Source organism: Streptomyces sp. NPDC086777 (assembly GCF_040702065.1).
In the GTDB taxonomy this organism is placed as follows: domain Bacteria; phylum Actinomycetota; class Actinomycetes; order Streptomycetales; family Streptomycetaceae; genus Streptomyces.
This window is the reverse complement of sequence record NZ_JBFBJI010000001.1, coordinates 143900-167370: the sequence shown is the minus strand read 5'-3', so window position 1 is coordinate 167370 and position 23471 is coordinate 143900. Positions and strand designations below refer to the sequence as shown.

General features: G+C 72.8%; 19 protein-coding genes and 3 pseudogenes. 8 read left to right on the top strand and 14 right to left on the bottom strand.

Annotated elements, in window-relative coordinates; all coding sequences use genetic code 11:
• Positions 1-121: 121 nt before the first annotated feature.
• The 5 genes and pseudogenes from AB0472_RS00765 to AB0472_RS00745 all read right to left on the bottom strand — a co-directional run bounded on the left by AB0472_RS00765 (position 122) and on the right by AB0472_RS00745 (position 5903).
• Complete coding sequence (locus tag AB0472_RS00765; RefSeq protein ID WP_366352680.1) at positions 122-2023, bottom strand: FAD/NAD(P)-binding protein; 1902 nt, start codon at positions 2021-2023, stop codon at positions 122-124.
• A 244-nt stretch (positions 2024-2267) separates the two neighbouring features.
• A complete protein-coding gene (locus AB0472_RS00760; RefSeq protein ID WP_366352148.1) occupies positions 2268-3893 on the bottom strand; it encodes an alkaline phosphatase D family protein in 1626 nt (541 codons plus the stop codon).
• Positions 3894-3957: 64 nt separating this feature from the next.
• Positions 3958-4239, bottom strand: a pseudogene (locus AB0472_RS00755) (DUF1524 domain-containing protein); the annotation flags it as partial.
• 496 nt (positions 4240-4735) lie between these two features.
• Positions 4736-5218 (bottom strand): hypothetical protein, encoded by a 483-nt coding sequence (locus AB0472_RS00750; protein WP_366352146.1) that lies wholly within the window; start codon positions 5216-5218, stop codon positions 4736-4738.
• A gap of 166 nt (positions 5219-5384) precedes the next feature.
• Entirely contained in the window at positions 5385-5903 is a 519-nt protein-coding gene (locus AB0472_RS00745; RefSeq protein ID WP_366352145.1) for a hypothetical protein, read from the bottom strand.
• Positions 5904-6325: 422 nt separating this feature from the next.
• Between AB0472_RS00745 and AB0472_RS00740 the strand changes: the two genes are divergently transcribed.
• Both AB0472_RS00740 and AB0472_RS00735 read left to right on the top strand, forming a co-directional pair.
• Positions 6326-6907 carry a TMEM165/GDT1 family protein gene (locus AB0472_RS00740; protein ID WP_366352144.1) on the top strand — a complete coding sequence of 194 codons (582 nt, stop codon included), beginning with the start codon at positions 6326-6328 and terminating at the stop codon, positions 6905-6907.
• A gap of 197 nt (positions 6908-7104) precedes the next feature.
• Positions 7105-7767: an HAD-IA family hydrolase gene (locus AB0472_RS00735; protein WP_366352143.1), complete on the top strand. Its 663-nt coding sequence runs from the start codon at positions 7105-7107 to the stop codon at positions 7765-7767.
• Between the two features lie 261 nt (positions 7768-8028).
• On the opposite strand, the gene AB0472_RS00730 is transcribed toward AB0472_RS00735, so the two are convergent.
• Complete coding sequence (locus AB0472_RS00730; RefSeq protein WP_366352141.1) at positions 8029-8934, bottom strand: peptidoglycan-binding domain-containing protein; 906 nt, start codon at positions 8932-8934, stop codon at positions 8029-8031.
• Positions 8935-9095: 161 nt separating this feature from the next.
• Between AB0472_RS00730 and AB0472_RS00725 the strand changes: the two genes are divergently transcribed.
• The gene (locus AB0472_RS00725; RefSeq protein WP_366352139.1) at positions 9096-11132 is read left to right on the top strand and encodes an MFS transporter; all 2037 of its coding nucleotides are present in this window, start codon (positions 9096-9098) and stop codon (positions 11130-11132) included.
• Here the strand turns inward: AB0472_RS00725 and AB0472_RS00720 are convergent.
• A complete protein-coding gene (locus tag AB0472_RS00720) occupies positions 11125-11622 on the bottom strand; it encodes a GNAT family N-acetyltransferase (RefSeq protein ID WP_366352138.1) in 498 nt (165 codons plus the stop codon). The genes AB0472_RS00725 and AB0472_RS00720 overlap by 8 nt on opposite strands.
• Before the next feature lie 150 nt (positions 11623-11772).
• Here AB0472_RS00720 and AB0472_RS00715 point away from each other — a divergent pair, with 150 nt between their 5' ends.
• On the top strand, positions 11773-12432 hold the full coding sequence (locus tag AB0472_RS00715) for a hypothetical protein (RefSeq protein WP_366352136.1): 660 nt from the start codon (positions 11773-11775) through the stop codon (positions 12430-12432).
• Between the two features lie 5 nt (positions 12433-12437).
• Positions 12438-12977: a hypothetical protein gene (locus tag AB0472_RS00710; RefSeq protein ID WP_366352135.1), complete on the top strand. Its 540-nt coding sequence runs from the start codon at positions 12438-12440 to the stop codon at positions 12975-12977.
• 1 nt (position 12978) lies between these two features.
• On the opposite strand, the gene AB0472_RS00705 is transcribed toward AB0472_RS00710, so the two are convergent.
• A complete protein-coding gene (locus tag AB0472_RS00705; protein ID WP_366352133.1) occupies positions 12979-13425 on the bottom strand; it encodes a DUF1992 domain-containing protein in 447 nt (148 codons plus the stop codon).
• Positions 13426-13526: 101 nt separating this feature from the next.
• On the opposite strand from AB0472_RS00705, the gene AB0472_RS00700 reads away from it, so the two are divergent.
• Positions 13527-13916: a hypothetical protein gene (locus AB0472_RS00700; protein ID WP_366352131.1), complete on the top strand. Its 390-nt coding sequence runs from the start codon at positions 13527-13529 to the stop codon at positions 13914-13916.
• A 28-nt stretch (positions 13917-13944) separates the two neighbouring features.
• On the opposite strand, the gene AB0472_RS00695 is transcribed toward AB0472_RS00700, so the two are convergent.
• The 4 genes and pseudogenes from AB0472_RS00695 to AB0472_RS00680 form a co-directional block, all read right to left on the bottom strand.
• Complete coding sequence (locus AB0472_RS00695) at positions 13945-14616, bottom strand: O-methyltransferase (protein ID WP_366352130.1); 672 nt, start codon at positions 14614-14616, stop codon at positions 13945-13947.
• Positions 14617-14660: 44 nt separating this feature from the next.
• Positions 14661-15488, bottom strand: a pseudogene (locus tag AB0472_RS00690) (DUF2330 domain-containing protein).
• 140 nt (positions 15489-15628) lie between these two features.
• Positions 15629-15805, bottom strand: a pseudogene (locus tag AB0472_RS00685) (DUF2330 domain-containing protein); the annotation flags it as partial.
• A 213-nt stretch (positions 15806-16018) separates the two neighbouring features.
• Positions 16019-17401, bottom strand: a complete 1383-nt coding sequence (locus tag AB0472_RS00680; protein WP_366352128.1) for an MFS transporter — start codon at positions 17399-17401, stop codon at positions 16019-16021.
• A 372-nt stretch (positions 17402-17773) separates the two neighbouring features.
• Between AB0472_RS00680 and AB0472_RS00675 the strand changes: the two genes are divergently transcribed.
• Entirely contained in the window at positions 17774-19915 is a 2142-nt protein-coding gene (locus AB0472_RS00675; RefSeq protein WP_366352126.1) for a bifunctional glycosyltransferase 87/phosphatase PAP2 family protein, read from the top strand.
• On the opposite strand, the gene AB0472_RS00670 is transcribed toward AB0472_RS00675, so the two are convergent.
• Positions 19860-21029: a steroid 3-ketoacyl-CoA thiolase gene (locus tag AB0472_RS00670; protein WP_366352124.1), complete on the bottom strand. Its 1170-nt coding sequence runs from the start codon at positions 21027-21029 to the stop codon at positions 19860-19862. The genes AB0472_RS00675 and AB0472_RS00670 overlap by 56 nt on opposite strands.
• A gap of 285 nt (positions 21030-21314) precedes the next feature.
• Between AB0472_RS00670 and AB0472_RS00665 the strand changes: the two genes are divergently transcribed.
• A complete protein-coding gene (locus AB0472_RS00665; RefSeq protein ID WP_366352122.1) occupies positions 21315-22550 on the top strand; it encodes a cytochrome P450 in 1236 nt (411 codons plus the stop codon).
• A 275-nt stretch (positions 22551-22825) separates the two neighbouring features.
• Here AB0472_RS00665 and AB0472_RS00660 read toward each other — a convergent pair whose 3' ends face one another.
• The gene (locus tag AB0472_RS00660) at positions 22826-23239 is read right to left on the bottom strand and encodes a transglycosylase SLT domain-containing protein (protein ID WP_351954760.1); all 414 of its coding nucleotides are present in this window, start codon (positions 23237-23239) and stop codon (positions 22826-22828) included.
• Positions 23240-23471 lie beyond the last annotated feature (232 nt).

The window sequence follows — 23471 nt, the reverse complement described above, 5'->3', positions numbered from 1 at the left end:
GACGGTTCCCCCGTGATTGTCCTGGTGCGCCCCCCGACGACAGCCATACAGCGTACGCGGGGGGTGTGACAGGAGTGTCACGGGGGGCTCGTATGTTCGGCAAAGGGTTGCCGTGGAACAGTCATGCGAGCGTCATACGGCGACCGGTGTGCCGTCCGGCCGCCGCCGGCCGCTCCGGGTCCGCCTCCGGCCGCGGTCGGCCCTCGGCCGCCGCCGTCCGCAGCACCGCCCGTGCTATCGCGTCCGCGTCCGACAGGGTCACCGAGTCCACGCCCGGCCTGGCTCCCGCCGCGGTCACCCAGTGCACCCCCTCGGTGGGCACCCCGAAGGCGAACCGCCGTGCGTGCGGGCGGCCGTGACGGTCGACGAGGCGGTACGGGCGCGGGGTGACGTCGACGCCGCCGGTCTCGTGGCCGTCCACGGCATGCGGGCGGCACGCGCCTTCGCGGAGCAGGCCGGCCAGCAGTTCGTCGGCGGTGCGGCGCAGGTCCGGCTCCGGGAGCCGGGCCTCGACGACGGTGGTCACCCGCACCTCCGAGCCGGGGACCTCGGGGGAGCGGGCCACCCAGGCGCCGTCCCCGCCGCCTGCCGCGTCCGGGTGGTCCACCTCCACCCGCGGGCCGAGCACCTCCACCACGCCCGCCGCCAGCAGCGCCGCCAGCTCCTCGATGCGGCGGCGGGGCGGGCCGATGGACAGGAACGCGTTGAGCGGGGTGTACCAGCCGTCCAGGTGGGCCCGCCGGGAGGCGCCGGCCAGGCCGCCGTGGTCGACGATCAGCCGTATCTCGTTGCGCAGGTCGCGCAGTACGTCCAGGGCCGCCTTCAGCGGGCCGCGCACGTTGCCGAGGGCGGCCTGTGCCGCGTCCTCGCGCAGATGGCCCAGCAGCCAGGTCCGCCACTGCGCGGGGTCGGCGAACCTGCGGTCCCCGTACGGGCGCTGGAGGCGTTCCCAGGACCAGCGCTCCGGCTCCGGCACGCCGTGCGCGTCGAGCACGGCCGTCTCGGCGTACCGGCCGTCGGCCGCGAGGAAGCGGGCGGTGAGGTCGGGGTCGCCGGTCAGGGCGGAGTAGTAGACCGTCTCCACCTCCTTCGCGACCAGCGGCCAGACCTCCGCGAGGAAGTCGGGCGGCGCGCCGGAGTCGGTGCGGTCGCGGAAGCCCGCGATCACCTCGGGGGTGAGCAGGAGCGGGGTGTGGCGGCCGTACGGGCCCTTCGCGTTGTCACCGCGTGCCTGGTACGGGACACCGCGCCGGGAGCCCGCGTACAGGCGGGGTTCGCGGCCGGAGGGGGAGTAGCGCAGGGTACCGCCGGGGGTGCGGGTGAAACGGCCGCCCCGGCCGGTGGTCAGCAGCGCCAGGTGGTCGAAGAAGTTGAGGCCGAGGCCGCGCAGGAGCACCGGTTCGCCGGGCGCGAGCGGGGTGAGGTCGACGTCGGCCGGGTTGGCGGGCGGGACGTGCCGCAGGCCGTGCCGGGCGGCGTGGGCGGAGAGCCGGCGGTCCGCGGCGGACGGCGTCGCCGGCAGGTGGCCCTGGGCCAGCACGACCGCCGCCAGGCCGGGCAGGGTGCGGCCGTCGTGGAGGGTGAGCGTCTGACGGCGGCCGTCGGGGTCGTCGTCGAGGCGTACGGCACGGGCGCGGTGGGTCTCGACGCGGACGGCCGCCGGTGCCCGGGAGACGGTCCGGGCGAACACCCACTCCAGGTAGCGGCCGTAGAGGGCGCGGGTCGGGTAGTCGTCGGGTCCCAGCGCACCGCCGTCCGTGGCGGCGGCCCACGCGTGCAGGCTGGGGCCGGGCCGGACGGGGCCGGCGCAGTCCACGCTGGCGTCGGTGAACAGCGTGACCTGGCTCGCCACGGTGTTCATCAGCAGTTCCGCCGGCTGCGCCGTACGCCAGACCCGGCCGGGTCCCGGTGGGGCGGGATCGATCACGTGGACGGTGAGGCGCCGTCCCGGAGGCAGCAGTTCGGGTGCGGAGGCGCAGAGGCGTTCCAGGACGCTGGTGCCGCGTGGGCCGGCGCCGACCAGGGCGACGGAGACCGTCGCGGACTCCTGGACGGGCTCACGGGCGGACTCCTGGGACTCCTGGGGGGACTCCTGGGGGGACTCCTGGGGGGAGGAGGACAAAGACGTGACTCCCGGGCGAGTGGGGGCGCAGGGCAGTGACGCCGCCCGCACGGGAACAGGAAGCGGACGGTCCGCCTCATCATGCCGTCGCGCTTGGCGGATGCCAACGTGAGCCCCACGCAACACAGTTGTCACCCGGCTGTGCTCACCGGATGGTGAGGACGGACTCCGTCACGGTCTGCAGGGTCCCGTCCCGCCGGGCCCGTTCCAGCCGCAGCCGGGCCGAACGGCCGTGCAGCGTCAGCGTCATGAGCTGGTTGCCGAACCACGGGCCGCCCCGCTTGCGCCACGTCACCGGCGGCGGCGCGCACCGCCCGTGCCGGGTCAGCCGCCGCCCGAGGAACCGGGCCAGGGCGCTCCAGCCGAACCGGAAGCCGGCCCGGATCGTCGGCGGCACGGAGTTGTGAACGGGGGAGCAGGTGAGTTGCAGCACCCGGGAGCCGGGCGCGCTCCCGGCGGGCCACGCGGGCTCGGCGACGTAGGCGTGGTGGACGTCCCCGGAGAGCACGCAGACGGAGGCGGGTGCCCCGGGCCCGGAGCCGGTCCGGGCGAACAGGTCCGCGAGTTCGGCGAAGGACGCGGGGAAGGCCGCCCAGTGCTCCAGGTCGGCCGCGCGGCGCAGCCGTTCCCCGAACCGGGCCCAGCGGGCGCCCCGGTCGCCCCGGCACAGGGCCGCGTCCCAGGTCTCCAGGTCGTGTATCAGGTGCGGCAGCAGCCAGGGCAGCGAGGTGCCGACGAGGAGATGGTCGTACGACTCCGGTCCGTCCAGGGCCTGTTCGCGCAGCCACCCGGCCTCGCCGGGGTCGAGCATGGCGCGGTTCTGCTCGTCCAGGACCCGCGCCGCCCGGGTGTCCACCATCAGCAGCCGCACCCGCCCGAAGTCCCGCCGGTAACTCCACCGTACGGAGGCCGGATCGGCGTCGGCCCCGGCGGCGAAGGCGCGCAACTCGTCCGTGCCGTCGGGCGCGTCGCACACGGCGGCGTACAGCGGGTCGGCGGCCAGCTCGGCCGGGGAGAGGTTGCCCAGGTGCTGGTGGACCCAGTACGACATCAGTCCGCTCAGCAGCCGCTCCTGCCACCAGGGCGTGGCGCGCAGGTCGGCCAGCCAGGCCGCGGAGGTGTTCCAGTCGTCGATGACGTCGTGGTCGTCGAAGATCATGCAACTGGGCACGGTGGAGAGCAGCCAGCGCACCTCCGGGTCGAGCCAGGACTCGTAGTAGAGGCGGGTGTACTCCTCGTAGTCGGCGACCTCGGCGCCGGGCGGGTCCGCGAGGCCGCGGCGGGCGGCGAGCCACTGCCGGGTGGCCGCCGAGGTCTCGTCGGCGTACACCTGGTCGCCCAGCAGCAGGAGCACGTCCGGCCGTTCGCCGCCGACGGCGATGCGCGCGGCGAGGCTGTCGAGGGCGTCCGGGCCGACCGGGTCCCGGCCGTCGGCGGGCGGTGCGGCCCAGCGGCAGGAGCCGAAGACGACGCGGAAGGTGTCGCCCGCGGCCGGGGCGCGGATCACCGGCGGCGGGAAAGGGGAGTCGGGCAACGGCCACACACGGGTGCCGTCCAGGAGGACGTCGTACGACGGTGCGGTCCCCGGGGTCAGCCCGGCGACCGGGACGAGCGCGTAGTGGTGGCCGGCCACCTGGAAGGTGTGCGCGGTGCCGCCGGCGCCGTCCGAGCAGCGCACCTCGGCGGTGCACGGACGGCTCGCCTCGACCCAGACGGTCGCCGACGAGCCGTCGGTGTACCTCAGCAGCGGTCCCAGGCGCAGTCCGGACACAGTCCCCTCCTCCGTCGCCCCGTACGGTACGGAACGACGGAGGCCCGCGGGGAGGTTCCGGTGCTCAGCAGGCGGAGAGGCAGCCGGTGAGCGCGCTCTTCTCGGCGGAGTCCACGGAGAGGTTGTAGTAGTACTTCACCTGGACCCAGGCGCGGACGTAGGTGCAGCGGTACCAGGTGAGGGACGGCATCCAGGTGGCCGGGTCCTGGTCGCCCTTGGACTGGTTCACGTTGTCCGTGACGGCGAGGAGCTGCGGGCGGGTGACGTCGTCGGCGAAGGCCTCGCGCTGGGCCGTGGTCCACTTGCCGGCACCGGAGTCCCAGGCCTCGGCGAGCGGTACCAGGTGTTGTCCGTACCTTGGTTTCGGTGCCGCTGACGGTGCTGACGGAGGGGCGCGGTGGCCAGTACGCAGCGGGTGGCCATGGGCGATGGCGTGACGCGAGAAGCGGGCCCGCACTGCCCTTGCCGAGCTGACCAAGGCACGCAAGCCGATCAGTTTCACCGCGGTAGCCCGCCAGGCCGGGGGTCAGCACGGACTTCCTCCACCGAAGCCCCGAACTGCGTGATCAGATCGAACGGCACCGAGCCAGGAGTGGAGCGGCTTCCGCGATTCCGGCGGGTCGTCCGACCGAACTCCTCGACCTCGGCTGCTGTGCGAGCGCTGAGTGCACGCCTGACGCGGCAACAGCAGGCTCACCGCGAGGAGGTGGCAAGGCTCCGCAAGGCCCCGGAAGTCGCGCAAGGCGAGAACCTCGCTCTGCGGCGGGCGCTTGCCCAGTACGAGTGACAGGCACTGGCCGGTGACGCCTGATACCAGACAAACGTCACCGGCCAGTTCCCTTCTAGCCGATGCCGGTGACGCTGAGAGCCGTGGTCCAGTTCGTCTTGATCGCGGTGCGGGCAGCGTTGAGGGTGATGGTGCCCTTGCACACCGCGTTCTTCAGTTTCGTCTCCACACCGTCCTTGGTGGTGGAGTTCTTGGTGCCGGAGTGCGGCTCGGGCCACAGGTTGCCCGGGTCCCGCGGTGATCCGCCGAGTTCGAGGGGGATCTGGTGGTCTTCCTCATAGTCGGACATGTTCGTGTCGCTGTAGCCGTAGTCGATGATCCCCTGCGCTTTGAGCGCGTTGGTGTAGGAGGTGGGCGGGCGGACGGTCGCCGTCCAGCCGGACACGCAGATCGTGGAGTTGATCGTCGACTGGGTGACGTCGGGGTTGTACACACCCGGCGTGCACGTCGGGTCAGGAAGCGGCAGATAGGACTGGGAACAGGTGCTGGCCTGTGCGGTGCCGGCGCTGGCGCCGAGGATGAGGCCGCTGATCGCCAAGGCGAGAGCAGAACCGGTGGCAGTCGCTATCCGTATTCGGGAAGGCATGGGAATCTCGATCTCCTCGGATGGTCAGGCTCATGACAGGGGCGTTTCGCGGACGTTGGGCAGCGGTCTGTCGTCCGGGCTGTGCCGCCGATCGTTGGGCCCCGCGGCACACTCCGGGCTACAGACCGCGGGCCTCGGCGGGCAGATTCGTCTCCGTATCAGGAGCGGCCGTCCGGCCGGTCCGGGGCGCCATCGCGTGTGTGAGCGGTATGTCGTCAACGTCTTCAACTGCTGCTTCAGGCGCCTGGTGCATCACGGGGGCGGATGCCAGGTGGTCGATGTCGACGTCGGACGCGGCGGTCCAGGTGGCGCCGTCGTAGGGGGAGTACCAGGAACCGCTGGTCGCGGTGCAGGCGGAGTTGGTGACGGCGTTCGTGCCGTCCCGCTCGAGGATCCACTCGCGGGTGTTGCAGGTGCCGCTGACGGTGTCCCGGGTCGGGAAGAGGTCGCGCTCGTAGCCGGTGCGGTTCTCGGCGGCCACGGTGAGGGAGGCGGGGTAGGTGCGGGCGGTGGAGGCGCTGACCGGGGTGGGGAGGGCGGTGGAGGCGCTCGGGGAGTCGAGGAGGGCGGCGGAGGCTGTCGGGCCGGTGAACGCGGCGAGTATGCTGAGCCGTCGACGCGCGTAGAATCTCGGCATACGAACTCCCTTGTGGGGGTGGGGTGTTGGAGCGCGGGCGTGGGAATGCTCGCGTTCTGGTGTTGCCGTGGGGTGAGCGCCCGGTAAGAAGTTAGTGACGTGTGCATGACGCGACAAGGTGTGCGACGTGACTCACAGACGGGGACCTCGGCCTTGGGGATCGGCGCGGTCGTCACGTACCGTGGTGGCTGTTGAAGGGGAGTAGCTCTTCGCCGGACCGTCGACATACTGCTCAGCTCGTCTGAGCCGGCGCCCGGAGGCGACCTCGGCCATCTCGGTCGCGAGTCCGCCAGCGAGACCTTCGGCAAGCAGTGCACGCCCGTGCCGTACGGCACGGGTGCCCGTGTGCGCTGGCCTGCCGAGGTGATCGTCCGCGAAGTGCGGTGCTCTCGGTGGGGTGGCCCCCGACCGATTGAGGACTCTTGATCAGCATCACCGTGACGGCGCTCGTCTTCGGCGTCATCTTCCTCGCCGAACTGCCCGACAAGACCGCGCTCGCCGGTCTCGTCCTGGGCACGCGCTACCGGGCGTCGTACGTCTTCGCCGGTGTCGCCGCGGCCTTCCTCCTGCACGTCGTGCTCGCCGTGGCGGCCGGCAGTGTCCTGACCCTGCTCCCGCAGCAGATCGTGCACGCGCTGACCGGCGTGCTCTTCCTCGGTGGCGCGGCCGTGCTGCTGATGAGGAAGGACGAGGAGGACGAGGAGATCCGCAGGCCGGCCGACCAGTCCTTCTGGAAGGTCGCCGGCACCGGGTTCATGCTCATCCTGGTCGCCGAGTTCGGTGACCTCACGCAGATCATGACGGCGAACCTCGCGGCCCGCTACGACGACCCGCTCTCCGTCGGCCTCGGCGCCGTGCTCGGCCTGTGGGCGGTCGCCGGACTCGGCATCGTCGGCGGCAAGGCGCTCATGAAGAAGGTGCCGCTGCGGCTGATCACGCAGATCGCGGCGGTGCTGATGCTGGCGCTGGGCGTGTGGAGCCTGTGGGAGGCGATCGCGGGCTGAGCGGGCCGGAACCGCCCCCGGTCCGCCGGGTCGAGCTGAAGAGTCGGTGAACGGTCGGCGAAGGTGGTGGCGGGATCGGCGTTCTGTTTTGTACCGTGGGGGAACAAAGTGGCTCCCGCCCGTTTTCCCTGACCGGCGGGCGGGGCCGCCTTGTTTCTGCCCGGCCTGCTTTCGGCCCGTGTACTAGGAGCTGCCCGATGACGGCCACCGTCCTCACCGCCCGCGCCCTCCTGCTCGACATGGACGGCACCCTCGTCAACTCCGACGCCGTCGTGGAACGCATCTGGCGGCGCTGGTCCGAGCGGCACGGGCTGGACGGCGACGAGGTCATGAAGGTGGTGCACGGGCGCCAGGGACATGCGTCCATGGCCGTGCTGCTGCCGGACCGGCCGATGAAGCAGAACCTCGCGGACAACGCGCGCATGCTGGCGGAGGAGACGGCCGACGTGGCGGGCGTGGTGGCGGTGCCGGGCGCCGCGGCCTTCCTCGCCTCCCTCCAGGGGCTGCCGCACGCGCTGGTGACCTCGGCGGACGTGGCGCTGTCCACGGTGCGGATGGCCGCCGCCGGGCTGCCGCTGCCGGCGGTGCGGGTGACCGCGGAGTCGGTGGGCGCCAGCAAGCCGGACCCCGAGGGCTTTCTGAAGGGGGCGGCGGAGCTGGGCGTCGCGCCGGCGGACTGCGTGGTCTTCGAGGACTCGGGCGCCGGGATCGCGGCGGGGCACGCGGCCGGGATGCGCGTCATCGGCATCGGCGCACGCGCCGGCGCACACGGACCGGACGCGGTGGTCCGCGACCTGACACAGGTACACGTCGAGTCACTGGCGGACGGCGCGATCCGAATCCACGTCGACGAAGCCTGAGGCCGGGGGTAGGGACGCTCACCGGCGCTCGCCGGGTGTGCCTCCCCCACCTTCGGCCGGGGGAACCCCCAAGCGCCCGCCCGTGCCGCCCCAGCGGCACGACCGCCCGCAGCTGAGCAGGCCCCCTAAGGGGCGCGGGGAACTGCGCGACAAGCCCCCACTCACCCGCGGACACCCACTACCGCAACCAACGCCGCAACCGTCCCGACCAGGCACCCCTCGCCGACCCCGACGGCCCCGTACCCCCCGTCGGCCCGCCCCCTACGGCTCCGACGTCTCCGCCTCCAGCGCCGCCCGCGTAGCCGTTCCGTACACCCCCGACTCGTCGGTCAGGATGCCTCGCGCCAGCTGGTACGTGCGTACCGCGTCCTCGGTCCGGCGGTCGTAGTGGCCGTCGGCCTGCCCGGTGTAGAGGTTCAGCTGCGCCAGCCGCTGCTGGAGCTCGGTCACCTCCGCCCCGGTGTCGCCGGGGCGGAGGACCGGGGCCGTGGACGGCTGCGCGGAGGCCGCCGTGCCCGCCGTGGTGGCCGAGCCGGCGGGGGGCGCGGAGCGGGAGGGGGTGGGGGAGGCCGGCGTGCCGGACGGCGTCGGGGACGGGGAGCGCGACGCGCTCGGACTCGCCGGCCCGGACGGTGTGGCCGAGGGCGAGGACGACGGCGAGGAGACCGGCGCCGCGGCCGAGGGCGACGCGGTGCTCGGGGTCACGTCCGGGACGCTCTGCCGTACGTCCGCCGGTGCCGCCCCGTCCCTCGTCGGCGTCATGCGGGCGAACAGACCGCTCGCTAACCCCGCCACCGCGATGATCGCGGCCACCGCCCCGGCGACCGCCAGCAGCAGGGCCCACCGCGGTCCCCGGCGCGGCTGCCGGGCCGGCGCCGCCTCGGCCGCCTCCGCGGCCACCGTCCGCAACGGCACGGTCGGCTCCGGCAGGACCGGCAGCGGCGCGGTCCCGTCACCGGGACCGACCGCCGCGTCCGCCTCGATGGCGACGTACGGCCGTATCCGCAGCGGGTCGAAGTCCTCCGCCGCCGCCTGTTCGGCCGTACGCGCGTCGCGCAACGCGTCGGCGGTGCGCTGGTTGCACTCGCAGGCGGGGGAGCCGTCCGGCCCCTTCGGCGTCCCGCACTCCGGGCACTGGTGGCCCCCGCTCCCCGGCGTATCCGTCACGGCGTTCGTCCCTCCCCTCACGAACTCCACAGATTATGCGGAGCGCCCTCACGTACGTTCTCCGGATCCCCTCGTCTCACAGGCACCGAAAAGGACTCGACGGGCCATACCGGGTGACACCGTCCACGATGGAAGATGGCCGAAAGCCCCGGGAGGTCTCCATGGCCCTGGAAACGACGCCCACCCAGGCGAAGGACGCGGAGCGGGTACCCGGCAACGTGCTGGTCCCGATCGGCGCGCTGCTGCTCGGGCTGCTGCTGGCCGCGCTGGACCAGACGATCGTGTCGACGGCGCTGCCGACCATCGTCAGCGACCTCGGGGGCCTCGAACACCTCTCGTGGGTGGTCACCGCCTACCTGCTGGCCTCCACCGCCGCCACCCCGCTGTGGGGCAAGCTCGGCGACCAGTACGGGCGCAAGCGGCTCTTCCAGCTCGCGATCGTGATCTTCCTCGTCGGGTCGGCGCTGTGCGGGATGGCGCAGGACATGGGCGAGCTGATCGGCTTCCGCGCCCTGCAGGGGCTGGGCGGCGGCGGCCTGCTGGTGCTGTCGATGGCGATCGTCGGAGACATCGTGCCGCCGCGCGAACGGGGGCGGTACCAAGGGCTGTTCGGTGCCGTGTTCGGCACGACCAGCGTGCTCGGGCCGCTGCTCGGCGGGGTGCTCACCGAGCAGCTGAGCTGGCGCTGGGTGTTCTACGTCAACCTGCCCGTCGGCGTCGTCGCGCTCGCGGTGATAGCCGCCGCGCTGCACATCCCGCGCCGCAGGGCCCACCACGTCATCGACTACCTCGGCACCCTCCTGATCGCCGCCGTCGCCACCTGTCTGGTCCTGGTGGCCTCGCTGGGCGGGACGACATGGGCGTGGGGGTCGGCGCAGATCATCGGGCTCGTGGTCGTCGGGGTGGTGCTCGCCGGCGCCTTCGTCGCCGTCGAGCGGCGGGCCGCCGAACCGGTGCTCCCGCTGCAGCTCTTCGGCATCCGCACCTTCACCCTCGCGGCCGTGATCAGTTTCATCGTCGGGTTCGCGATGTTCGGCGCGATGACCTATCTGCCGACCTTCCTCCAGGTCGTGCAGGGCATCTCACCGACCCTGTCGGGCGTGCACATGCTGCCGATGGTGGTCGGGCTGCTGCTGTCCTCCACGCTCTCCGGGCAGATCGTCAGCCGCACCGGGCGCTGGAAGGTGTTCCCGGTCACCGGCACCGGCGTGACCACCATCGGGCTGCTGCTCCTGCACCGGCTCGACGAGCACAGCTCGACCGCCGAGATGAGCGCCTGCTTCTTCGTCTTCGGCCTGGGCCTCGGCCTGGTCATGCAGGTGCTGGTGCTGATAGTCCAGAACGCCGTCTCGTACGAGGACCTCGGCGTCGCCACCTCCGGCGCGACCTTCTTCCGCTCCATCGGGGCCTCCTTCGGGGTCGCCGTCTTCGGCTCCGTCTTCGCGAGCCGGCTCGCCGACAAGCTCGCCGACGCCTTCCGCGGCGTCCGCCTGCCGCCCGGCATCACCCCGGACGCCCTCAAGGCCGACCCGCGCGGCATCGCGGGCCTGCCGCCCGCGCTGCGCCCGGCCGCCCTGCACGCGTACGCGTCCTCGATCACCGACGTCTTCCTGTACGCGGCCCCGGTCGCCCTCCTCGGCTTCGCGCTCGCCTGGCTCCTGAAGGAGGACCCGCTGCGCGGCTCGGTCACCGCACCGGACGCCTCCGAGACCATCCCGCCCAACCCGGTCCAGCGGTCGTCCTACGACGAGTGCTCCCGGGCGCTGTCCCTGCTCGGCACCCGGGAGGGGCGCCGGGAGGTCTACCGGAAGATCAACGCGCGGGCCGGGTACGCCGACCTGCTGCCCGCCGCCGGCTGGCTGCTGCTGCGGATCCGGAAGTACGGCTCCGTGGAGCCGGGGCGGCTCGCCGAGCGCGGCGTCGTCCCGATGAACGTCGTCCTGGCGGGCGCCCGCCAGCTGGAGGAGCGGCACCTCGCCGACCGCCTGGGCCTCGACCTGACCCTCACCGAGCAGGGCCGCGAGGTCGCCGACCGGCTCGCCGGGGCCCGCGAGGAGTCCCTGGCCGACCTCCTCGGCGACTGGTGGAGCCCGGACCGGCCCACCGACCTGGACCGCCTGGTGAAGGAACTGACCGACGAACTCTGCGGCACCGAACGCGAGCAGCCGCAGCACCCCGCGGCCGGGCAGGTCAGCTGACGAACTCCTTGGCGAACCAGTGCTCGGCGTAGAGGTCGTCGTTGTGCCGCGCGGTCTCCGTGTAGCCGAGCCGCGCGTAGAGGGCGCGGGCCTCCACCAGGTCGGTGCGGGTGTCCAGGACGATCCGCGCGGCCCCGAGGGCACGGGCCGCCTCCTCGGCCGCCGCGACGAGGAGCGCGGCCCCGCCCCGGCCGCGCAACCCCTCGTGCACGAAGACCCGGGTGAGTTCGGCGGTGGCCGGGTCCAGGAGCCGTACGCCCGCGCTGCCGGCCGGCTCGCCGTCGTACCGTGCGATCAGCAACAGGCCGGTGGGCGGCGCCAGTTCGGAGCCCGGCCGGGCCGCGATCTCCCGTTCCAGCTCGGCCGGGTCGGTGCGGCGGCCCTCGTGGCGGAGGTACCAGCGGTCGCTGACCTCCGTGTAGTACGCCCGCCACAGGGCGCGGGCGGCGGCGGAGTCCGGGCGTTGCGGGGTGATCGTCCAGGAGGTCATGGGCCGTAGTGTCCGGCGGCCCGGGGCGGTCCGCGCAACCGGATATCGGCGGCCGGTTCCGGGTCCGCCCGGCCGGGCTGTTTGCGAGGCGGTGTGCGGGTCACCCGGTGGGGGAGACGGCCCGTCGGGCCGAGACACCGGAAGGCAACCATGTCCACAGGCTTGATCATCGCGATCGTGATCGTGGCCGCCGTGGTCGTCGTCGCGGCCCTGCTGGCCGTGCGTGCCAGGGGCAGCGGCCCGCAGGGCCTGAAGCGGCGCTTCGGACCCGAGTACGAGCGGACGGTGGCCCAGCACGGCGGCGACACCAAGGCGGCCGAGCAGGAACTCACCGAGCGGGTGCGGCGCCACGGCGAACTGCACGAGCGCGAACTGGAACCGGCGGAACGCGAACGCTACGCGGCCCGCTGGACCACCGCACAGGAGCACTTCGTGGACTCGCCCCGGGAGTCCGTGGCCGAGATCGACCGGCTGCTCGCCGAACTGGCCGCCGACCGCGGCTTCCCGGCCGGAGCCGACTACGAGGACCAGGTGGCCGCGCTCTCCGTGCACCACGCCGACCACGTCGACGGCTACCGCCGCGTCCACCGCGTCGTCCAGGCGCCCGTGGGCGGGTCGCCGCAGAGCCAGGCCGGGACCGAGGAGATGCGGACGGCCATGATCGAGGCCCGCTCCCTCTTCGACGACCTGGTCGCCCCCTCGTCCCACGAGTCGTCCCACGAGCACGGCCGGCACCGCGCCGGTGTCGGTGCCGACACCGGCGGACACCTGCCCTGGTCCGCCGACCAGAGCCGCCCGAAGGAGAGTTGACCGACATGACCGACGCCAGGACCGGATCAACGGGCCGCCGCCCCGTCGGCGGCGACGTGTATCCCGGCGGTACCGCGATGCCCCCGGGACGCGAGGAGGGGACGACCGACCGGGACGAAGCCGCCGTCAGCGGTGTCACCCCGGGACAGCAGGAACGGGAACCCGAACGCAGGGCGGCCCCGGACGACCGGGGCGCGGCCGGGCAGGCGGTCCTGGTGGCCGGCGACGGCCCGGGACACGAGGCGGACGCGGGCCGCGGCGGCGAGCAGCTGATGCCCCGCGAGGAGTGCGGACAGCTGGAGCGCCGGCTCCAGCACGCGGTCACCGGTTTCGTCGACGAGCCGCGGACGGCCGTCGAGGAGGCCGACCGGGCCGTCGAGGAGATCAGCGCCCGCTTCACCGACGCCATCGACCGGCGCCGCCGCACCCTGCGCGGCAGCTGGCAGTCCGCCGACGCGAACCGCCCCGCCAGCGCCGACACCGAGCAGCTCCGGCTGGCCCTGCGCGACTACCGCGAACTGGCGGACCGGCTGCTGCACATGTGAGTCACTCCCCGGGTGCGTCCGGCTCCCCGGCCGGTCCCGCACCTGCCGCTGCCCGGCGCTCCCGCCACTCGCGTACGACCTCCTCGACGTCGTACGGCTTCTTGCCCAGCGGGGGCCCGGGCGGCGGCTTGAACATCATGTCGCGGATCCGGACGTTGACATCCGTGATGATCCTGCGGACGATCCGCTCCGAAGGCGCCGCGTAGGCGGCCGCCAGCGCGTCCTCGGCCTCCTTGCGCAGGGCGAGCGTCGGGGGCAGCACGGCCAGGCCCTCCCGGGCCATCTTCCGCTTGATCCACCACAGTTCGTCGTACGACGTCTCCAGGGCGGCGGGCAACGGCTCGCCCGCGCCCGGCAGCCGGTCGAACTCACCGCGCCGCTGGGCGTCTTGGATCTGCTTGTCCACCCAGGACTCGAACGGCACCCCGGGTGGCTTTCGCTCGGTCATGACTCCATTGTGCCGGACGCGGCCCGGCCGGGCGTTTTATCATGCGCCGGAGATCCACGACGGATCACGAAGGATTCAGGAACCGCGCAGGGGGAACGCACGTGCTCGAACTCACCATGGCCTCCGTGTCCGGAGAAGCGGGCGAGACGGCCGGAATGCTCATGGCCGACGCGCCCAGCGACCCGGGTGCCGTGCTCCGGGTGGGCCGCGACGCCGCCGCCTGCCGGCTCACGACGCCCGACGACTGGCTGTTCGTCTCCCGGGTGCACCTGGAGTTCCTGTGCGGGCCCGAGGGCGGCTGGCAGGTCACCTGGCTGCGCGGCTCCCAGGCCGAACCCTCCTCCGAGGTGCTGCTGACCGTCGGCGAGTACGCCCAGGCCATCGCGTACGGCGGCACGGTCGCGCTGCCCCGGGGCGGCTCCGGCGAGATCGTCATCCGGGACCGCACCGCCCCGCGCAGCGTCAACGTGGGCTTCTACCAGGAGGGTTGAGCGGCGTCTTCCGGGCGGCCCGGCCTGGTCAGTCGAGGACCCGCGCCAGCGCGAAGCCGTCGTAGCCCTTGCTGCCGACCGTCTGGATCGCCGTGCCGGTCAGCCTCGGGTGGGCCGCGATCAGCTCGATCGCGGCGCGGGTGCCGACCACGTCCGGCTCGGCGCTCTCGGCGTCGACGACCCGGCCGCCGCGCACCACGTTGTCGACGACGATCAGGCTGCCGGTGCGGGTGAGCCGCAGCGCCCACTCCACGTAGTGCGGGTTGTTGGCCTTGTCGGCGTCGATGAAGACCAGGTCGAAGGGGGCCGGGTTCTCGTCGGCGAGCTTGGGCAGCGACTCCAGGGCGGGCCCCACCCGCACCTCGACCAGCTTCTCCAGTCCCGCGCGGGCGATGTTGCGGACCGCGATCTCGGCGTGCCGGGCGCTGTACTCCAGCGAGATCAGCCTGCCGTCGGCGGGCAGGGCCCGGGCCAGCCAGATGGTGCTGTAGCCGCCGAGGGTGCCGATCTCCAGGATGTTCCGGGCGTCCTGGATCTGGGCGAGGAGCTGGAGCAGTTTGCCCTGGTTGGCGGTGACGTTGACGTGCGGAAGCTCGTTCGCCTCGCTCTCCCTCAGGGCCGCCTGCAGCGACTCGTCGTCCGGTGACAGGTGGCTGGTGAAGTAGAAGTCGACGTCGTCCCAGAGCTGAGAGCCGCTCATGCGTCCGCTGCCTTTCGCCTATGCACATGGCTGTCCAGTGACAGCTACCTGGATAGCACTACTGGGGGCGGCGGCGGGGGTGGCAGCGGTGGGCGACGGGAGTGTCGTACGGCCGTGAGGCAGGCGGTCGTGACGGCCGGCAGCAGTACGGCGGCGGCCGTCAGCAGCCAGGCCGGGACACCGGCCACCTCACGCAGCCGGTCCTCGTGGACGACCTGCTGGAACGGGGTGTCGGAGGCCGCCTGCCGCAGCACGTGGTCGCCGGTGATCCGGGAGGGATGGGGGAACTCCTGGCCGATCGCCGTCAGGTACGGGGTGCCGGCGGCCAGCTCGCCCAGCTCGCCCGCCGGGTGGCCGAGACGGCCGGCGTAGACGACCCGGGGGCGTTCGCCGCCGATCGCCGAGCGCGGCTCCATGCGGTGCGCGGCGAGAACGTACAGGCCGAGCGACTGCGGGGTGACCGCGAGCCCGGACAGCCGCATCGGGTAGACCGGACGGTCGCTGGCGAAGGCGAGGCGGAGCGGGTCGAGGGCGCCGTGCAGCGCGGTGTCCGCGGTCTCCGGGGCGAGTCTGACGGCGACGTACTCCCAGTGGTCCGCGACGTAGGGCTGGAGCGCGGTGCCCAGGCGGGGCGGGAAGGGGAAGCCGTTGCTGCGCAGCCAGCCGTCCAGGGCGCCGGGGTCGGTGGCGGTCAGCTGGGCCACGTCGAACGGGCCGAGCCGCTGGCGGTCGACAACGCCGACGCGGGGGGCGTGGGCACCGGCGCCGGGCGGGCCGGGGGAGGCGGCCCTGCTGGTGGTGAGGGGTCAGTCGCCGTCCTTTGGCCAGAAGTGGAGGCGGGTGCGGTGCACCGGGGCGGTGAGGGTGTGCAGCTGGTCGAAGAGGGCCGGGTCGGCGAGGGCGACGGTGGCGCGGTGCGGGACGGGGTGGCGCGGTGCGGGACGGGCATGATCCAGGCGGCGCGGTCCGCGTCGCCGTCGACCGTCAGGCGCATCACGATCTGTTCGCGGGTGCCGTCCCAGCGCAGGACGGACTCCTCCCGGCCGACGGTGACCTGCCGGCCGGCGCCGGGGACGAGGGCGCCGCGGGCGAAAGCGGGGGCGGCGAGCCGGCCGAGCTGGATGCCGGTGAGGACGAGGAGGACCGCGAGCACGCGGGCGCGTCCGCGGGGTCGCCGCCGGCCGAACATGAACCGATGCCCTCCGCGCTGCCGTCGATCAGGACCGCGGACGGTATGGCGGAGGGCGTGCTCCCTGGGCCGTTCCGGACCGCCACCGTCTGTCCACCGACGGTACGGGCCGAGGGGGCGGGTTGTTCGAGGGGCGCAGGTGAGTGGTGGATCTGCACAGTTCCTCCCCCGGCCTTCGGCCGGGGGTACCCCCGGCGCCCCCTCGGGGCGGTTCTAGCGGGGCGGTTCGATGGCCGGTGCCGAGCCCGGGAGGGGCTTGCCTGCTGTCTCTGTCATGCGCCAGGCGGCGAAGCCGCCCACCACCGCCGCGGCCATCATGTAGTACGCGGGCATCATCAGGTTTCCCGTCGCTCCGATCAGGGCCGTCACCGCGAGCGGGGTGGTGCCGCCGAAGAGGGAGACCGAGATGTTGAAGCCGATCGACAGGGAGCCGTAGCGGACCCGGGTGGGGAAGAGGGCCGGGAGGGCGGCCGGCATCGCTGCGGTGAAGCAGACCAGGAGGAGGCCGAGGGCGCCCATGCCGAGGCCGACCGCGAGCAGGCTGCCCTGGCGGATCAGCAGGAGGGCGGGCACGGAGAGGAACAGGAAGCCCGCACAGCCCGCCGCGATCACCGGACGGCGGCCGACACGGTCGGTGAGGGCGCCGGCGAACGGCTGGACGATCATCATCAGCGCCATCACGCCGAGGACGACCAGCAGGCCGTGCGTCTCGTCGTACTTCAGCTCACTGGTGAGGTAGCTGGGCATGTACGACAGGAGCATGTAGTCGGTGACGTTGAAGACCAGGACCAGGGCCATGCACAGGAGCAGGGCCGGCCACTGGCTGGTGATCATCTCGCGGAGCGGGACCTTCGGGCGGGCGGACTCGGCCTTCTCGACCTCCGCGGCGAACGCCGGGGTCTCCTCCAGGCGCATCCGCAGGTAGAGGCCGACGATGCCCATCGGGCCCGCGATCAGGAAGGGGATGCGCCAGCCCCAGGAGGTCAGGTCGTCCGCGGACAGCAGGGCCGTCATCAGGGTCACCAGGCCGGCGCCGCCGATGTAGCCCGCCAGCGTGCCGAACTCCAGCCAGCTGCCGAAGAAGCCGCGCTTCTTGTCCGGCGCGTACTCGGCGATGAACGTGGACGCGCCCGCGTACTCGCCGCCGGTGGAGAAGCCCTGGACCAGGCGGGCGGCGAGGAGCAGCAGCGGGGCGCCGACGCCGATCGACGCGTACGACGGGATCAGGCCGATCGCGAAGGTGCCCGCCGCCATCATGATCATGGTGAGGGCGAGGACCTTCTGGCGGCCCACGCGGTCGCCGAGCGGGCCGAAGACCATGCCGCCGAGCGGGCGGACCAGGAAGGCCGCGGCGAAGGCGCCGAACGTGGACAGCAGCTGGGCGGTCGGGCTGCCGGACGGGAAGAAGACCTTGCCCAGCGTCACCGCGATGTAGCTGTAGACGCCGAAGTCGAACCACTCCATGGCGTTGCCGAGCGCGGCCGCCTTCACGGCGCGCTTCACCAGCGCGGGGTCGGTGACGGTCGGCGCGGGGGCGGTGGCCGTACGGGGGCCGGGAACCTGCGCGGACGGGGTGACTGCTGTGGCGGTCGCCAAAACGGGGCTCGCCTACCTTTCGTGGGGGACAGGGGCGCGGCCCGTACGGCGCTGGACGGGACGAAAAGCGACGATAGGAGCACTTGGGGGCGTTACGTCGCGCACGCACTTACCTGCACAGTGCAGTTAAATGCGCTGTACGCAGGCACGTCTGCCCGCTCACGTGGCCGTATGCAGGCCCGGCACTGTGATCCTTGTCGCGCTCCGTGGGGGCAACCACGCGGCCCGTGCCTTGTCGACTTCGTCGTCTTCCGGTCAAAAGGCGACCGGATGTCAGGTGAAGAGTGGGTTGCCTGCGTCTGTGCACAGAGGTGGTGGGAGCCTCGAAGGGTTCCCAACGATGTGCGGGACGCGGCGGGAGGCCGGCGAGGCGTGGCGAACGTGGAGCACAGCGGGCGAGCGGGAGAGGCATTCGGCGGGGCGGAAGCCGGAGCGCGGTTCAGAATGGTCCGGCTCGGCCTGTGGGCGGTGGCCGCGATCCTCGTCGTACGGCAGCTGGCCGTGGTCCTCGCCACCCCGAGCGGGGACCGGCTGACGGACCTGGAGACCTGGGTCGGCCCCGAGGGCGTGCTGCACGTCAAGGGGTCCCTGTACGACTCGACGCAGTTCACCGGCACCCCGTTCGGCGGGCTGGTGCTCAAGCCGCTCACCAGAGCCGCCGAGCAGGCCCTCGGCTGGGGCTGGACCTTCGGCACGCTGCTGCTGGTGGTCGCCCTCGGCCTGGTCGCCGCCCGCGCGCTGCCGCAGCCGGTGAGCCGCCGCACCTCGCTGCTGGCCGCACCGGTCGCGATCAGCCTGCTGATGCTCTCGCTGCCCGTCCGCAACACCCTCTGGCTCGGCCAGACCAGCATCATCCCGGTGCTGCTGGTGCTCCTCGGCTGCTTCGCGGCCCGCGGGCAGCGCGACAGCGGAGTCTGCGTCGGACTGGCCGCCGCCCTCCAGCCGGCCCTGCTGCTCTTCGCCCCGTTGCTGTGGTTCACCGGCCGCCGCCGGGGCGCCGTCGCCACCGGCGCGACCTTCGCCGTCTGCACGGCGCTGGCCTGGGCGGCGCTGCCGCACGACTCGTACACCTACTGGATCCACCACATCGCCGGCACCGGCCTCGGCGGCGAGGCGGACGCGCTCGCCAACCAGTCGCTGCACGGCGCCCTGCTGCGGTTCGGGCTGAGCGGCCCGCTGGAGATCGTGCTGTTCCTGGCGCTGGGCGCGGCCGTGTCCGTCGTCGCGCTGCGCCGCGCGGTGCGCTACGCCCGTGACGGGCAGCTGCTGCTCGCCGTCGCGATCACCGGCTGTGCGGTGGTGGCGATGTCACCGACCGCCTGGCAGCACCAGCTGCTGTGGGTGCTGCTCGCGGTGGTCGGCCGGGCCGGGCGGCGCACCGCCGACCGGACCGTGTGGCCGGTCGTGGTCCTCCTCGTGATGACGCTGCCCGGCAAGGCGATGCTGCCGAACCAGTCGCTCTTCGTACCCGTGCGGGACAACACGATCCTGCTCGCCGCCCTGGCCGCGGCCACGGTCGTCCCCTTCCTGTCCCGCACCGCCCCGGAGTTCGCCCGGCCGGTCCCGACGCACTACGCGCGGCCGGTCCCGGCCCGCTTCCGGCAGGTCCCGCCGGCCTCCTCGCTGCGCCGGGTGCTGACCCGCCCCAACCTCTTCCTCGAACTGGTCGCGATGCGGCTGGTCTACTTCGCCTACCAGCAGATACGGCTGGCCGCCGCCGGCGACGGGAACGGCACCTCGGGGCGGGCCCGCGCCGAGCGCCACGGGCACCAGATCCACGACATCGAGCGGTTCCTGCACCTCGACATCGAGCACTGGGCCAACCACACCGTGTACGGCATCGGCCGGCTGCGGAGCTTCCTCGACTTCTACTACGAGTCCTTCCACTTCGTCGTCCCGCTGACCGTGCTCGCCGTCCTCTACCTCCGCCGCCCGGTCGACTACCGCTGGGCCCGCACCGCCCTCGGCTTCGCCACCGGGTTCGCCCTGATCGGCTTCTGGCTCTACCCGCTGGCCCCGCCCCGCCTGATGCCGGGCCTCGGCATCATCGACACCGTGCACGGCCCGCAGGACTTCGCCAAGCCGGACTACGGCACCCTCACCCAGCTGACCAACCAGTACGCGGCGATGCCCTCGCTGCACTTCGGCTGGGCGCTGTGGTGCGGGATCGTCATCGCCGTCGTCGCCCCCAGGTGGTGGCTGAAGGCGCTCGGCCTGATCCACCCCCTGCTCACCGTCACCGCCATCATCGGCACCGGCAACCACTGGGTGCTGGACGCGGTGGGCGGGGCGGCGGTGGTCGGCGCGGGGTTCGGCGTGGGGTATCTGCTGCAGGGGCCGCGGGCGGCAGCGCCCCGAAGGGGCGCGGGGAACTGCGCGACCAGCCACGACGGCGTCGCGGACGAACGGCGGCCCATTGCGGCACTTCCAGCCGCAGAGCCGCCGTCCGGAGCAGCTCCTACAGCCGCTGGAGGATCGTCCCGGTCGCCAGGGCGCCGCCCGCGCACATGGTGACGAGGGCGAACTCCTTGTCGGTGCGCTCCAGTTCGTGCAGGGCGGTGGTGATGAGGCGGGCGCCGGTCGCGCCCACCGGGTGACCGAGGGCGATCGCGCCGCCGTTGACGTTGACCTTGTCCAGGCTCTGCTCGAAGACCTGCGCCCAGCTGAGCACCACCGACGCGAACGCCTCGTTGATCTCGACGAGGTCGATGTCCCTGAGGCTCATGCCGGCCTTGCCGAGCACCGCGCGGGTCGCGTCGACCGGGCCGTCGAGGTGGAAGTGCGGGTCGGCGCCGACCAGGGCCTGGGCGACGATCCGGGCCCGGGGGCGGAGCTTGAGGGCGCGCGCCATCCGCTTGGACGCCCACATGACGGCGGCGGCGCCGTCCGAGATCTGGGAGGAGTTGCCCGCCGTGTGCACGGCGGTCGGCATCACCGGCTTCAGACCCGCCAGCGCCTCCGCGGACGTGTCCCGCAGCCCCTCGTCCCTGTCGACGAGGCGCCACATGCCCTGACCGGAGTGCTGCTCCTCCTCCGTCGTCGGCACCTGGACGGCGAAGGTCTCGCGCTTGAAGCGTTCCTCGGCCCAGGCGTGCGCCGCCCGCTCCTGCGACAGCAGCCCGAGCGCGTCGACGTCCGCCCTGGTCAGGCCCCGGCGGCGGGCGATGCGCTCGGCGGCCTCGAACTGGTTGGGCAGGTCGACGTTCCACTCGTCGGGGAAGGGCTTGCCCGGCCCGTGCTTGGAGCCCGAGCCCAGCGGCACCCGGGACATCGCCTCGACCCCGCAGCTGATCCCGACGTCGATGACCCCGGCGGCGATCATGTTGGCGGTCATGTGCGAGGCCTGCTGCGAGGAGCCGCACTGGCAGTCGACGGTGGTGGCCGCGGTCTCGTACGGCAGCCCCATGGTCAGCCAGGCGGTACGCGCGGGGTTCATGGACTGCTCGCCGGCGTGGGTCACCGTGCCGCCGACGATCTGCTCGACCGCGTCGGCGGGGATGCCGGTGCGGCCGAGGAGTTCACGGTAGGTCTCGCCCAGGAGGTAGGCGGGATGGAGGTTGGCGAGCGCGCCGCCGCGCTTGCCGATGGGGGTGCGTACGGCTTCGACGATCACGGGTTCCGCGGCCATGGGGGCTCGGTCCTCTCCTCGGTCACCCGCGCGGCGCAGGGGCGTCCCGGCCCGGCCCGCCACGCAGAACTAGAACGCGTACTAGTTCTGCGTGCAGTCTGCTGACAGTCCTTCCACAACCGCAAGAGGGGTGCATGCAATTGGGGGGACCGTGCCCCTTGCGACTTGTAGAACCCGTTATTACCTTCACGGCAACCGGCATTCCTGATGGTCCGTCAGACGGCTGTCCGGCCGACCGCCGGGACGCCGACACGTCCAGTCCGTACACGGTGGGAGTGAGTCGCCATGCCCTGTCCCGCGCTGCCCGACGGGTTCGACCTCACCGACCCCGACCTGCTCCATCACCGGGTGCCGCTCCCGGAGTTCGCCGCGCTGCGCCAGGCCGAACCGGTCCGCTGGATCGAACAGCCGCACGGCATCGCCGGCTTCGCGGACGACGGCTACTGGGCCGTCACCCGGCACGCGGACGTCAAGTACGTCTCCACGCACCCCGAGCTGTTCTCCTCCTGGCTCAACACGGCGATCATCCGCTTCGGCGAGCACATCCAGCGGGACGCGATCGACGCCCAGCGGCTGATCCTGCTGAACATGGACCCGCCCGAGCACACCCGGGTCCGCCAGATCATCCAGCGCGGCTTCACCCCGCGCTCCATCCGGGCCCTGGAGGAGCGCCTGCGTACCCGCGCCGGGGCGATCGTCGAGGCGGCCCGCGCCCACACCGGCCCCTTCGACTTCGTCACCGAGGTCGCCTGCGAGCTCCCCCTGCAGGCGATCGCGGAACTCATCGGCATCCCGCAGGACGACCGGGCCAAGATCTTCGACTGGTCCAACAAGATGATCTCGTACGACGACCCGGAGTACGCGATCACCGAGGAGGTGGGCGCCGAGTCCGCCACCGAGCTGATCGCCTACGCGATGAACATGGCGGCCGACCGCAAGCAGTGCCCGGCCAAGGACATCGTGAGCACCCTGGTGGCGGCCGAGGACGAGGGCAACCTCAACTCCGACGAGTTCGGCTTCTTCGTGCTGATGCTCGCGGTGGCCGGCAACGAGACCACCCGCAACGCCATCACCCACGGCATGCACGCGTTCCTGACCCACCCCGACGCCTGGGACCTCTACAAGCGCGAGCGCCCGGCGACCGCGGCCGAGGAGATCGTCCGCTGGGCCACCCCGGTCAACTCCTTCCAGCGCACCGCCACCCAGGACACCGAGCTGGGCGGCAAGCTGATCCGCAAGGGCGACCGGGTCGGCGTCTTCTACGCCTCCGCCAACCACGACCCCGAGGTCTTCACCGACCCCGACGCCTTCGACATCACCCGCGACCCCAACCCCCACCTCGGCTTCGGTGGCGGCGGCCCCCACTACTGCCTCGGCAAGTCCCTGGCCGTCCTCGAGATCGACCTCATCTTCAACGCGATCGCCGACGCCATGCCGGACCTGCGCCTCGTCGGCGACCCGGACCGGCTCCGCTCGGCGTGGATCAACGGCGTGAAGCACCTCCAGGTCACCACGTCGTAGCCCGCCTTCGCCACTCCCCGGACCCGGGCCGACGGCTCCCGGCGCCGCCGGCCCGTCCCGAGGGAGGCAGGAGCACCCCCTCCCTACGCCCCCGTTCCTGCCTCCCCCGAGACGCCGGTCACCGCCCGCTTCGGCGGTGTGCCGGGACACACGACGGCACCCTCGCCCGGGGAAGGGGCGAGGGTGCCGGGGTTCAGCAGCGCGCGACGCCGGGGATCAGCGGCGGGTGCGCGGCTCGGCCGCGATCGACCGCGGGTGCGCGCGGGTCGGCCGGCTCAGTACCAGCCGTTGGCCTGCCAGAAGCTCCAGGCGGCGGTCGGGCTGCCGTAGCGGGAGTTCATGTAGTCCAGACCCCACTTGATCTGGGTGGCGGGGTTGGTCTTCCAGTCGGAGCCGGCGGACGCCATCTTCGAGCCGGGCAGGGCCTGGACCAGGCCGTAGGCGCCCGAGGAGGAGTTGGTGGCGGAGGGGTTCCAGCCGCTCTCGTGCGAGACGATCTTGCTGAACGCGTTGAACTGTGCGGCGTCCGGAATCATCTTGTGCGCGATCGCCTGGGCGGAGGAGGCCGACGTGGTGGCGGCCTGGGCGGGCGCCGCGGTCAGAGCCAGGCCGGCGGCGGCAGCGGCCACGGCGGCGGTGGTGAGGGCCTTCTTCGGGGAAGCGATGCGGCGGATGAAGGACACGGACACGGAGAACCTCGTTCGTCGGGGACAGGGAGTCGCCGGGTGCTCCGGAACCACCCGCGGGGGCTGTCCGTGTGCGTCGGCGCCGCGACCCGCTGGGGGCTCGTGGCGCCTGGCGACGTCGTCCAGAGAAGCAGTCCGGAAAGCCGCCCGCAATCACCCCTTTTACTAGTGGTGGTCGCACAGGCGTGGTTGGTCCGCAGTGTGACGTGGGTCTCGAACCGCAGGTCAGAGTGGG